Origin of the sequence: Providencia sp. PROV188, assembly GCF_027595165.1 — a bacterium.
Lineage (GTDB): Bacteria > Pseudomonadota > Gammaproteobacteria > Enterobacterales > Enterobacteriaceae > Providencia > Providencia lanzhouensis.
The window spans coordinates 1,074,734-1,087,323 of sequence record NZ_CP097291.1; the positions used below are offsets into that span (position 1 = coordinate 1,074,734).

General features: G+C 44.1%; 9 protein-coding genes. All 9 read left to right on the top strand.

Going from position 1 to position 12,590, the window contains the following annotated elements; all coding sequences use genetic code 11:
* Positions 1-359 precede the first annotated feature (359 nt).
* The 9 genes from sdhC (at position 360) to cydA (ending at position 12,584) form a co-directional block, all read left to right on the top strand.
* Positions 360-749 carry a succinate dehydrogenase cytochrome b556 subunit gene (sdhC, locus tag M5X66_RS04785; protein WP_004909059.1) on the top strand — a complete coding sequence of 130 codons (390 nt, stop codon included), beginning with the start codon at positions 360-362 and terminating at the stop codon, positions 747-749.
* Positions 743-1,087 (top strand): succinate dehydrogenase membrane anchor subunit, encoded by a 345-nt coding sequence (gene sdhD / locus M5X66_RS04790; protein ID WP_036947812.1) that lies wholly within the window; start codon positions 743-745, stop codon positions 1,085-1,087. The genes sdhC and sdhD overlap by 7 nt, the downstream gene beginning before the upstream one ends.
* A gap of 1 nt (position 1,088) precedes the next feature.
* Positions 1,089-2,855 (top strand): succinate dehydrogenase flavoprotein subunit, encoded by a 1,767-nt coding sequence (sdhA, locus tag M5X66_RS04795; protein WP_154637479.1) that lies wholly within the window; start codon positions 1,089-1,091, stop codon positions 2,853-2,855.
* 35 nt (positions 2,856-2,890) lie between these two features.
* Entirely contained in the window at positions 2,891-3,607 is a 717-nt protein-coding gene (locus M5X66_RS04800; RefSeq protein WP_036947808.1) for a succinate dehydrogenase iron-sulfur subunit, read from the top strand.
* 378 nt (positions 3,608-3,985) lie between these two features.
* Positions 3,986-6,793 (top strand): 2-oxoglutarate dehydrogenase E1 component, encoded by a 2,808-nt coding sequence (sucA, locus tag M5X66_RS04805; protein WP_108479382.1) that lies wholly within the window; start codon positions 3,986-3,988, stop codon positions 6,791-6,793.
* A gap of 14 nt (positions 6,794-6,807) precedes the next feature.
* Positions 6,808-8,016, top strand: coding sequence for a 2-oxoglutarate dehydrogenase complex dihydrolipoyllysine-residue succinyltransferase (odhB, locus tag M5X66_RS04810; RefSeq protein WP_036947796.1), 1,209 nt, complete (start codon positions 6,808-6,810; stop codon positions 8,014-8,016).
* Positions 8,017-8,148: 132 nt separating this feature from the next.
* The gene (gene sucC, locus M5X66_RS04815; RefSeq protein WP_006660449.1) at positions 8,149-9,315 is read left to right on the top strand and encodes an ADP-forming succinate--CoA ligase subunit beta; all 1,167 of its coding nucleotides are present in this window, start codon (positions 8,149-8,151) and stop codon (positions 9,313-9,315) included.
* Complete coding sequence (gene sucD, locus M5X66_RS04820) at positions 9,315-10,187, top strand: succinate--CoA ligase subunit alpha (protein WP_036947794.1); 873 nt, start codon at positions 9,315-9,317, stop codon at positions 10,185-10,187. Before sucC ends, sucD begins: the two co-directional genes overlap by 1 nt.
* 828 nt (positions 10,188-11,015) lie before the next feature.
* Positions 11,016-12,584, top strand: a complete 1,569-nt coding sequence (cydA, locus tag M5X66_RS04825) for a cytochrome ubiquinol oxidase subunit I (protein ID WP_036947791.1) — start codon at positions 11,016-11,018, stop codon at positions 12,582-12,584.
* Positions 12,585-12,590 lie beyond the last annotated feature (6 nt).

Genomic DNA, 12,590 nt, shown 5'->3' on the forward strand with positions numbered 1-12,590 from the left:
ACGACTCTGGGTCATCCGTAACGTATTCAGATAAATCTGTCAGGCATATATGTAAGATAAATGTTGAATCATTGTCAAATAAGATAAGCACATTTATATAAAATGTTTAAATCGTGATCCTTCTCACTGTTCGGGCTAAATGTCTCCAAACCTTTTGTGTGGGAATTGTAATAGCAATGTGAAGACTTTATACTGGCGCCAGGTCTCCGGATTACCCTGAGTAGGAGTTCCCAGCGTGATCAGTATGCAACTTTATTCAAACATGATGGATTAAAGTTTGTGTTAAGTTGCATTTTGTACCCCTGTCGCTGTCTGATTTCCACCCCAGGTCCGGAGGATGGAAAATAATAAAGAGCTGTGTGGGCAAAATTGTGAAAAAACAAAGACCTGTCAACCTTGATTTGCAGACGATTCACTTTCCGATTACTGCAATATCGTCGATCTTGCACCGTGTCTCTGGCGTCATTACTCTCATCGCAGTTGGTATTCTGCTTTGGTTGCTAGGGACTTCTCTCTCCTCTCCAGAAGGTTTTCAATACGCGTCTGAAATAATGACTGGCTTTTTTGCCAAGTTCATTCTTTGGGGGATCTTAACAGCGCTGGCGTACCACATTTGTGGTGGTATTCGTCATATGCTGATGGATTTCGGTTGTGTTGATGAAACCCTTGCTGCGGGCAACTCATCCGCAAAAATTACATTCGTAATTACTGTAATTCTGGCAATTCTGGCGGGGATCTTAGTATGGTAAGTAATGCATCAGCTTTAGGCCGTACTGGTATCCAGGACTGGCTGCTAATCCGTGGTTCGGCGATCGTTATCGTCCTCTACGTACTCTACATTGTTGGCTTCGTAGCAATTAATGATATTACCTATGAAGTATGGCGTGGCTTCTTTGCCTCCTCTGTGACCAAAGTATTCACCATCCTCACATTGTTCTCAATTCTTGTGCATGCCTGGATTGGTATGTGGCAAGTACTGACTGACTATGTTAAGCCGCTGGCGATTCGCTTAGTGCTGCAACTGGCCATCGTGGTTGGTTTACTGGCTTACTTAATTTACGGAACAATTGTTGTGTGGGGTGCATAAAATGAATCTGCCAATCAGAGAGTTTGACGCTATCGTTATCGGTGCGGGCGGTGCAGGTATGCGCGCAGCACTACAAATTTCTCAACAAGGCCTATCTTGTGCTTTGTTATCTAAAGTTTTTCCAACTCGTTCTCATACTGTGTCAGCGCAAGGTGGTATCACTGTTGCACTTGGTAACACACACCCTGACAACTGGGAATGGCACATGTACGACACCGTTAAAGGTTCCGACTATATCGGTGACCAAGACGCTATCGAATACATGTGTAAAACAGGACCGGAAGCTATCCTTGAATTAGAACATATGGGATTGCCTTTCTCTCGCCTTGATGATGGACGTATTTATCAACGTCCATTCGGTGGTCAGTCTAAGAATTTCGGTGGCGAGCAAGCGGCACGTACTGCTGCGGCAGCTGACCGTACTGGTCACGCACTGTTACATACTTTGTATCAGCAAAACTTAAAAAACCACACTACGATTTTCTCTGAATGGTATGCACTGGATTTAGTGAAAAACCAAGATGGCGATATCGTAGGTTGTACTGCAATCTGTATGGAAACGGGCGAGCTGGTTTACTTCAAAGCGAAAGCAACCATCTTAGCAACTGGCGGTGCAGGTCGTATTTACCAATCCACCACTAACGCACACATCAATACGGGTGACGGTGTTGGTATGGCCGTACGTGCTGGCGTTCCATTACAAGATATGGAAATGTGGCAGTTCCACCCAACGGGTATCGCTGGCGCAGGTGTTCTGGTCACAGAAGGCTGTCGTGGTGAAGGTGGTTACCTGCTGAATAAAGATGGCGAGCGTTTCATGGAACGTTATGCACCAAACGCGAAAGACCTTGCTGGTCGTGATGTTGTTGCACGTTCAATCATGATTGAAATTCGTGAGGGTCGTGGTTGTGATGGCCCATGGGGTCCACACGCGAAACTGAAACTGGACCACTTAGGAAAAGATGTTCTGGAATCTCGCTTACCGGGTATCCTTGAATTATCTCGTACTTTTGCTCACGTTGACCCAGTTAAAGAGCCAATCCCAGTTATCCCAACTTGTCACTATATGATGGGTGGTATTCCAACTAAAGTGACGGGTCAAGCAATTCGCTATAACGAAAAAGGCGAAGACGAAGTGATTCCGGGTCTGTTTGCTGTGGGTGAGATTGCTTGTGTATCTGTACACGGCGCTAACCGTTTAGGTGGTAACTCCCTACTTGACCTCGTAGTTTTTGGTCGTTCTGCTGGCTTACACTTAAATGAATCCATCATGGAACAAGGTACAATGCGTGATGCGTCTGAATCAGACATCGATGCAGCAATGGCTCGTTTCAATCGTTGGGAAAATGCGCGTACGGGTGAAGATCCAACTGATATCCGTAAAGCGCTGCAATCTTGTATGCAGAACAACTTCTCCGTATTCCGTGAAGGGGATGCAATGGCGAAGGGCTTAGAAGAACTGAAAGAAATCCGTGAACGTCTGAAAAATGCGCGTCTGGATGACACTTCAACTGAGTTCAATACCCAACGTATCGAATGTTTAGAGCTGGATAACCTGATGGAAACTGCTTATGCAACTGCACAAGCTGCAAACTTCCGTACAGAGAGCCGTGGTGCTCACAGTCGCTTTGACTTCCCAGATCGTGATGATGCAAATTGGTTATGTCACTCATTATATCTACCGCAATCTGAAACGATGACTCGTCGTGAAGTGAACATGCAACCTAAGTTGCGTGAAGCCTTCCCACCGAAGATTCGTACTTATTAATGCGTGGTGTTAATCCAGTTGCGGAGAAATAAACTATGAAACTAGAATTTTCGATTTATCGCTACAATCCTGATGTAGACAATGCGCCACGTATGCAAGATTACACCCTTGAAGTGAAAGAAGGGCGTGACATGATGCTGCTGGATGCGTTAATTCAGTTAAAAGAACAAGATCCAACACTCTCATTCCGTCGTTCTTGCCGTGAAGGTGTATGTGGTTCTGATGGTCTGAACATGAACGGTAAAAACGGACTGGCTTGTATTACGCCATTGTCTGCTTTAACCCGTAGTGGTAAAAAAATTGTGATCCGTCCATTGCCCGGTCTGCCAGTGATTCGTGACCTGATCATCGACATGACGCAATTTTATACTCAATACGAAAAAATTCGTCCGTATCTTCTTAATGATAATAAGAATCCGCCGGCGCGCGAAAACTTACAGCTACCAGAACAACGTGAAAAACTTGATGGTCTTTACGAGTGTATTCTGTGTGCATGCTGTTCAACTTCATGCCCATCTTTCTGGTGGAATCCGGACAAATTTATCGGTCCTGCAGGTCTGCTCGCTGCCTATAGATTCTTAATTGACAGTCGCGATACTGAAACAGATTCACGATTAGATGATCTGAACGACGCTTTTAGTGTTTTCCGCTGTCATAGCATCATGAATTGTGTCAATGTATGCCCTAAAGGACTAAATCCAACGAAAGCTATCGGTCACATTAAGTCTATGTTATTGAAACATAGCGCCTAAATCGATACAGCCTGCGGCGCTTAGGTGCCGTAGGCTAAATTTGGATAGCACAAAATACGTACTTAAAGTAAAAAATAAGCGTAAAGTAAGTATAAGTCTTAAATTGAATCACTGAAACGTAAAGTAAAAAGTCAAAAAGTGAAAGTAAAAAGCCAACTGCAAAACAAGATGAAGACACTTGCGAAAGCAAGGAACCTTTAAAAACCGTAGACAGTTTTTAAAGGTTCCTTAAAAGGGAAACCCTTAATTGATAAGAGGGACTCCCAAAGTGAGAACATGCAAAAAGCACGTCCAAGAGAACCTTTATCGAGGTCGCTTAAATGCGGCGATTAGTTAACCACGGCGAAAACTAAAGCTTATAAAGCTTAAGGGATCACAATGCAGAACGGCGTAATGAAGGACTGGCTGGATTCAAGCTTTCTGGCAGGCGCGAACCAGTCTTATATAGAACAGCTCTATGAAGATTATCTGACTGACCCTAATTCCGTAGATGTCGAATGGAGAGAAATCTTCCAGCAACTACCTGGAGCGGGTAATAGCGGTGAGCAATTACATTCGCAAGCACGAGACTACTTCCGTCGCTTAGCAAAAGATTCTACCCGTTACCACACCTCTGTTAGCGATCCAACGATCGACGCAAAACAAGTTAAAGTTTTGCAGCTCATCAATGCCTTCCGCTTCCGCGGACATCAAAATGCAAATCTCGACCCGTTAGGACTTTGGAAACGCGAAGCCGTTCCAGATCTGGACCCTACATTCCATAACCTAACCAAAGAAGATTTCGACGAAACTTTCAACGTGGGTTCATTTGCAATTGGCAAAGAAACCATGAAACTCAGCGAACTATATGACCACCTGAAACGCATCTATTGCGGTTCCATTGGTGCGGAATATATGCACATTACTAACACAGAAGAAAAACGTTGGATCCAACAACGTTTAGAGTCTGTGAATGTTGCGCAGCAATTTTCTAAAGAAGAAAAACGTCGCTTCTTAGCTGAATTAACAGCAGCAGAAGGTCTTGAGCGTTACCTTGGTGCAAAATTCCCAGGTGCAAAACGTTTCTCTTTAGAAGGTGGCGATGCACTGATCCCAATGCTGAAGGATCTTATCCATCATGCAGGCAAACAAGACACTCGTGAAGTGGTGCTTGGTATGGCGCACCGTGGCCGCCTAAACGTCCTGATCAACATTCTGGGTAAAAAACCAGCCGAATTATTTGATGAATTTGCTGGTAAGCATAAAGACCATTCAAGCGCAGGTGACGTTAAATATCACCAAGGTTTCTCTTCTGATTTCGAAACGGCGGGTTCCCGTGTTCACTTAGCACTGGCATTTAACCCATCACACTTAGAAATCGTAAGCCCAGTGGTTATCGGTTCTGTACGTGCTCGCCGTGACCGTCTGGACGAAGGTCGTAGTAATATGGTTCTGCCAATCACCATTCACGGTGACTCAGCAGTAACTGGTCAAGGTGTTGTACAAGAAACCCTGAACATGTCTCAGGCTCGTGGTTATGAAGTTGGCGGTACCATGCGTATCGTTATCAACAACCAAGTTGGTTTCACAACCTCAAACCCGAAAGACACGCGTTCAACAGAATACTGTACTGATATCGTGAAAATGGTGCAGGCGCCTATTTTCCACGTTAATGCTGATGACCCTGAAGCGGTTGCATTCGTGACTCGCTTAGCCTTAGATTTCCGTAACACCTTTAAGCGCGATGTGATGATCGACTTAGTGTGCTACCGCCGTCATGGACATAACGAAGCTGATGAGCCAAGTGCAACTCAGCCAATCATGTACCAAAAAATTAAACAGCACCCAACCCCACGTAAAATCTACGCAGATCGTTTAATCGAAGCTGGCGTGGTTTCTGCGAATGAAGTCACTGAAATGGTTAACCTGTATCGTGACGCGTTAGATCGTGGTGACTGTGTTGTTGAAGAATATCGTGAAATGGGGCTGCATTCTTACACTTGGGAACCGTACTTAAATCATGAGTGGAATGAGCAATACAAATCTAACTACGATATTAAACGTTTAACTGAGTTAGCGACTAAGCTGAGCACGATCCCTGAAGGTATCGTTGCGCAATCTCGTGTTGAGAAAATTTATTCTGACCGCGCTGAAATGGCGAAAGGCGAAAAATTACTTGATTGGGGTGCGGCAGAAACTCTGGCTTACGGTACGTTAGTTGATGAAGGTATTCCAATCCGTTTATCTGGTGAAGATGCGGGGCGTGGTACGTTCTTCCACCGTCATGCAGTTGTTCACAACCAAACTAATGGCTCTGTTTACGTACCTCTGCAAAATGTTCATAGCGGCCAAGGTGTATTCAACGTTTGGGACTCTGTTCTGACTGAAAACGCAGTATTGGCATTTGAGTATGGCTATGCAACAACTGAACCGCGCGCGCTGACTATTTGGGAAGCTCAGTTCGGTGACTTTGCTAACTGTGCGCAAGTTGTTATCGACCAATTCATTAGCTCTGGTGAGCAAAAATGGGGTCGTATGTGTGGTCTGGTTATGCTACTGCCTCATGGTTATGAAGGTCAGGGCCCAGAGCACTCATCTGCACGTTTAGAGCGTTACCTGCAACTGTGTGCAGATCAAAACATGCAAGTGTGTGTGCCATCAACACCAGCCCAGGTTTATCACATGTTACGCCGTCAAGCACTGCGCGATATGCGTCGTCCTCTGATTGTTATGTCACCTAAGTCACTGTTACGTCATCCATTAGCAGTTTCTAGCATGGATGAGCTGGCGAATGGTTCATTCCAACCAGTTATCGGTGAAATTGACGAAATTAATCCGAAAGATGTGAAACGCGTCGTTATGTGTTCCGGTAAAGTTTATTACGATTTATTAGAACAACGTCGTAAGAAAGAGCAAAAAGATGTGGCTATCGTGCGTATTGAACAGCTGTATCCGTTCCCACGCGAAGATATCCAAAAAGTATTCGCTCAGTACGCTCATGTGAAAGATTTCGTTTGGTGCCAAGAAGAGCCACTAAACCAAGGTGCTTGGTATTGCAGCCAGCACAATTTCCATGAAGCTATCCCTGCAGGCGCAACTTTACGCTATGCGGGTCGAGCAGCTTCTTCTTCTCCAGCAGTTGGTTATACCTCCGTTCACCAGGAACAACAAGCGGCCCTGGTTAATGACGCTTTGAACATTGCATAATTAAAGGATAGAAAATGAGTAGCGTAGAAATTCTTGTTCCCGATCTTCCTGAATCCGTCGCTGATGCAGCGGTTGCCACATGGCATAAAAAACCAGGTGACAGTGTTCAGCGTGACGAAGTTCTGGTTGAGATCGAAACAGACAAAGTTGTTCTTGAAGTTCCTGCAAGTGAAGCAGGTGTTCTGGAAGCCATTATTGAAGAAGAAGGCGCAACTGTTTTATCTAAACAGTTACTAGGTCGCATTCGTTTAGGCGATAGCACAGGTATCCCTGCTGAAGTTAAAGAAGCAGCACCTGCACCAGCAGCACGTCAAACGGCGAGCTTAGAAGAAGAAAGTAATGATGCGCTGAGCCCAGCGATTCGTCGTCTGGTCGCTGAGCACAACCTGAACCCTGCGGATATCAAAGGGACTGGTGTTGGCGGTCGTCTGACTCGTGAAGATGTTGAAAAACATTTAGCAGCTAAACCAGCTGCGGCACCTGCGGCTCAAGCACCAGCTGCAGCTCAAGCACCATTAGCTCACCGTAGTGAAAAACGTGTTCCGATGACTCGCCTGCGTAAACGTATTGCAGAGCGTCTGTTGGAAGCGAAAAACAGCACGGCGATGTTAACAACCTTCAACGAAATCAACATGCAGCCTATTAAAGACCTGCGTGCACAGTACGGTGAAGCATTTGAAAAACGTCACGGTGTACGTTTAGGCTTTATGTCTTTCTACATTAAGGCGGCGGTTGAAGCACTGAAACGCTATCCAGAAGTGAACGCTTCTATCGATGGTTCGGACGTGGTTTACCATAACTATTTCGACATCAGTATTGCGGTATCAACACCGCGTGGCCTGGTAACCCCAGTTCTGCGTGATGTGGATGCAATGAGCATGGCTGATATCGAGAAAAATATTAAAGAGCTGGCTGTCAAAGGTCGCGACGGTAAATTAACTGTTGAAGATTTAAGTGGCGGTAACTTCACTATCACTAACGGTGGTGTGTTCGGTTCTCTGATGTCTACTCCAATCATTAACCCACCACAAAGCGCAATCTTAGGCATGCATGCCATCAAAGACCGCCCAATGGCAGTTAATGGTAAGGTAGAAATTCTTCCAATGATGTATTTAGCGCTGTCTTATGACCACCGTTTAATCGATGGTCGTGAATCAGTTGGCTTCTTAGTGGCTATCAAAGATATGTTGGAAGATCCAACTCGTTTACTGCTAGACGTATAGAAACATAACAGGGCAGGGGGACAACCTGTCCGGTCTGAGGTAACCGATGCAGCCAGTTCGCTGGCTGCTAAATCTGTAACAATTGCAAGGGGCGATAAACGCTCCTCCAGACTCAATTATGGATAGAACATCATGAATTTACACGAGTATCAGGCAAAACAGCTTTTTACACGCTATGGTTTACCAGCTCCAACTGGTTATGCCTGTTCATCAGTAGAAGAAGCAGTAGCTGCGGCGAAAAAAATCGGTAATGGTCCATGGGTTATCAAATGCCAAGTTCACGCAGGTGGACGTGGTAAAGCTGGCGGCGTAAAAGTTACAAAAGATATCAATGACATCCGTGAATTTGCTGAAAAATGGTTAGGTAAGAATCTGGTTACTTACCAAACTGATGCAAATGGTCAGCCGGTTAACCAAATTTTGGTTGAAAGCGCGACTGATATCGCTAAAGAACTGTATTTAGGTGCAGTCGTGGACCGTGGTACACGTCGCGTTGTATTCATGGCTTCAACTGAAGGCGGCGTTGAAATTGAAAAAGTTGCTGAAGAAACACCAGAACTGATCCACAAAGCCGTTATCGATCCGCTGACTGGCCCAATGCCATATCAAGGTCGTGAACTGGCATTCAAATTAGGCTTAACGGGTAAACAAGTTAGCCAATTCGCTAAAATCTTCATGGGCTTAGCAACCATGTTCTTAGAGCGTGATTTAGCGCTGATCGAAGTTAACCCATTAGTTATCAATACTGAAGGCGATTTAGTTTGCTTAGATGGTAAATTAGGCGTGGATAGCAACGCTCTGTATCGTCAAGCTGAAATGCGTGAAATGCACGATCCATCTCAAGAAGATGCACGTGAAGCTCAAGCGGCTAAGTGGGAACTTAACTACGTTGCTCTGGATGGTAATATCGGCTGTATGGTTAACGGTGCGGGCCTTGCAATGGGTACCATGGATATCGTTAAACTGCACGGCGGTGCGCCAGCTAACTTCCTTGACGTTGGTGGCGGTGCAACCAAAGAACGCGTAACTGAAGCGTTTAAAATCATTCTTTCGGATAAGAGCGTTAAAGCTGTATTCGTAAACATTTTTGGTGGTATCGTTCGCTGTGACCTGATTGCAGACGGCATCATTGGTGCAGTAGAAGAAGTTGGCGTGAATGTACCAGTAGTTGTACGTTTAGAAGGTAACAATGCAGAGTTAGGTGCGAAAAAACTGGCAGACAGCGGCTTAAATATTATCGCTGCAAACAGCCTGACAGATGCAGCTAAGAAAGCAGTAGCAGCGGCGGAGGCTAAATAATGTCTATTTTAATCGATAAAAACACCAAAGTAATTTGCCAAGGATTCACTGGCGGTCAAGGTACTTTCCACTCCGAACAAGCTATTGCTTACGGTACAAAAATGGTTGGCGGTGTAACGCCAGGTAAAGGTGGTACAACTCACCTAGGTTTGCCGGTATTTAACACTGTGCGTGAAGCAGTAGAAGCAACCGGTGCAACAGCATCTGTTATCTACGTACCAGCACCATTTTGTAAGGATTCTATCCTTGAAGCGATTGATGCAGGCATCAAACTGATCATCACTATCACAGAAGGTATTCCAACACTGGATATGCTGACTGTTAAAGTGAAATTAGACGAAGCTGGCGTTCGTATGATTGGCCCTAACTGTCCAGGTGTTATCACTCCGGGCGAGTGCAAAATCGGTATCCAACCTGGCCACATTCATATGCCAGGTAAAGTTGGTATCGTTTCACGTTCAGGTACACTGACTTATGAAGCGGTAAAACAAACAACGGATGCAGGTTTAGGTCAATCAACTTGCGTTGGTATCGGTGGTGACCCAATTCCTGGTTCAAACTTTATCGATATCCTGAAATTATTCCAAGAAGACCCACAAACTGAAGCGATCGTGATGATCGGTGAAATCGGTGGTAACGCGGAAGAAGAAGCGGCTGCATACATCAAAGAGCACGTCACTAAGCCAGTTGTTGGCTATATCGCGGGTGTAACTGCACCTAAAGGTAAGCGTATGGGACATGCTGGTGCAATTATCGCTGGTGGTAAAGGTACTGCTGACGAGAAATTTGCTGCTTTAGAAGCCGCTGGCGTGAAAACTGTACGTAGCTTGGCTGATATCGGCGATGCTGTGAAGTCTATGCTAAACAAATAAGCGCAATATGAGCTTATAGCTCGTATCACGTAAGAGACGAAGCCCGTGCTTTCTAGGAAGCACGGGTTTTTTTATGGCTAATAACTGTACTTATTTCATGTAATTTCTACTAAAAGCTTAAAATGTAGGGTTTTTAGTGAGTAATACCAAAATAAGTCAGCATAAATAGTACGTTTTGGGTAAGTTTATTATTGAATATGAAATAGCACAAAATGGGAAATGGTCTAATTTGATATTAGATCAATTTTTTTATTTTTAGATTATTTTGATTAACTGAATATAGGGCTTTTTTTACGATAATTATCTTTATTAATAAATAAAGTAATAATTTAGAAATGGGCTGCTATTATAAATAAGCATTCTTTTTTAGATTGAGAAAAACAAAAGTTATCATTTTGTTTTAATCTTATTAAAAAAGTAAAAAAACCTATATCAATTAAAATAACAGATAGTTAACAACTGTCTAACTATTATTTGAATCGGGTCGAGAGCAATTAACAAGTGAGAAAAAATTGACGTAAATCAATTTATTACCACTAGCTTTATTTGCCCAAATTGCTTAAATTGGTGCTCGATCAAATACTCATTTTTCTATTAAAGGGTATAATTATTGATATAACTTCAGAATTCAAATCTGAATCACGTAAAAGAAGTTTATTGTATGTGAAGATAGGCGTACTATTATTATGGTAGGTTTTTTCTTTTACTTTTGTTAATTATTTGTTGTTTTGAGGCATTTTTTGCTGGTAGTTAAGAGGCTTTCCCGTTTAACACTGGAAGCTGGGTTGCCGCAAGTCGGTGTCTTCCTGCTAGGAGCAAGGAGTCAAGATGTTTGATATTGTCGAACTGTCACGATTACAGTTTGCCTTAACTGCGATGTATCACTTCCTGTTCGTTCCATTAACGCTCGGTATGGCGTTTTTGCTTGCGATTATGGAGACGGTATATGTGCTGTCTGGTAAACAAATTTATAAAGATATGACTAAGTTCTGGGGCAAGTTATTTGGTATTAACTTCGCTCTGGGTGTTGCGACTGGTCTGACTATGGAGTTCCAATTCGGGACTAACTGGTCATACTACGCCCACTATGTTGGAGATATCTTCGGTGCGCCTCTGGCAATCGAAGGTCTGATGGCATTCTTCTTAGAATCTACCTTTGTTGGTTTATTCTTCTTCGGTTGGGATCGTTTAAGCAAAACTCAGCACCTTGCGGTGACTTGGTTAGTTGCTTTAGGTTCTAACTTCTCTGCGCTGTGGATTCTGGTTGCGAACGGTTGGATGCAAAACCCTATCGCTGCAGACTTCAACTACGAAACAATGCGTATGGAAATGGTTAGCTTCTCTGAGCTAGTCCTGAACCCAGTTGCGCAAGTTAAATTCGTTCACACAGTTGCTGCTGGTTATTGTACTGGTGCCATGTTCATTCTGGGTATCAGCTCTTACTACATGCTTAAAGGTCGTGACTTGGCATTCGCTAAGCGCTCTTTTGCAATTGCTGCAAGCTTTGGTATGGCTGCTGTTCTCTCTGTTATCGTTCTTGGTGATGAATCAGGTTACGAAATGGGTGACGTGCAGAAAACGAAGCTGGCCGCTGTTGAAGCAGAGTGGGAAACCCATGCGCCTCCAGCTGCATTTAACCTAATCGCATTCCCAAGCAATGAGAAACAAGAGAATACATTCTCTATCTCAATTCCATGGGCGATGGGTATTATTGCAACGCGTTCTATCGACACGCCAGTATTAGGTCTGAAAGATCTGATGAAGCAACACGAAGTCCGTATCCGTAACGGTATGGTTTCTTATGGTCAATTACAACAGCTGTTAGCTGGTGATAAGAGCCCAGAACTGCGTGCTGCATTCGAAGCAAGTAAAAAAGACCTTGGCTATGGTCTTCTGTTAAAACAATACACACCAAACGTTGTTGATGCGACAGAAGAACAAATTCAGAAAGCGGTTAAAGACAGTATTCCTAATGTTGCACCACTGTTCTGGGCATTCCGTATCATGGTTGCAGTTGGCTTCGCGTTACTGTTAATCATCGGTTGGGCATTCCTGTCAGTTGTTCGTAACCGTATTGGTAAGAGCAAACTGCTGCTTCGTCTGGCTCTGTTTGGTATTCCATTACCATGGATTGCTATTGAATCAGGCTGGTTCGTGGCTGAGTATGGTCGTCAACCGTGGGCAATTGGTGAAGTGTTACCGGTTTCGGTCGCACACTCTAACTTAACCCCACAAGACCTGATCTTCTCTATGGCTCTGATCTGTGGTCTGTATACACTGTTCTTGATTGCCGAAATGTTCTTAATGTTCAAATTCGCTCGCAAAGGGCCTAGCAGCCTGAAAACCGGTCGTTACCATTTTGAACAGAAAAATAGTTCAGCACACGACGTTCAGTAAACAGGA

What these genes read in the sequence shown, in the direction of transcription:
- sdhD (WP_036947812.1), top strand. Translation starts at nt 743, where the DNA reads ATGGTAAGTAATGCATCAGCTTTAGGCCGTACTGGTATCCAGGACTGG.
- M5X66_RS04800 (WP_036947808.1), top strand. Translation starts at nt 2,891, where the DNA reads ATGAAACTAGAATTTTCGATTTATCGCTACAATCCTGATGTAGACAAT.
- sucC (WP_006660449.1), top strand. Translation starts at nt 8,149, where the DNA reads ATGAATTTACACGAGTATCAGGCAAAACAGCTTTTTACACGCTATGGT.
- sucA (WP_108479382.1), top strand. Translation starts at nt 3,986, where the DNA reads ATGCAGAACGGCGTAATGAAGGACTGGCTGGATTCAAGCTTTCTGGCA.
- cydA (WP_036947791.1), top strand. Translation starts at nt 11,016, where the DNA reads ATGTTTGATATTGTCGAACTGTCACGATTACAGTTTGCCTTAACTGCG.
- odhB (WP_036947796.1), top strand. Translation starts at nt 6,808, where the DNA reads ATGAGTAGCGTAGAAATTCTTGTTCCCGATCTTCCTGAATCCGTCGCT.
- sucD (WP_036947794.1), top strand. Translation starts at nt 9,315, where the DNA reads ATGTCTATTTTAATCGATAAAAACACCAAAGTAATTTGCCAAGGATTC.
- sdhA (WP_154637479.1), top strand. Translation starts at nt 1,089, where the DNA reads ATGAATCTGCCAATCAGAGAGTTTGACGCTATCGTTATCGGTGCGGGC.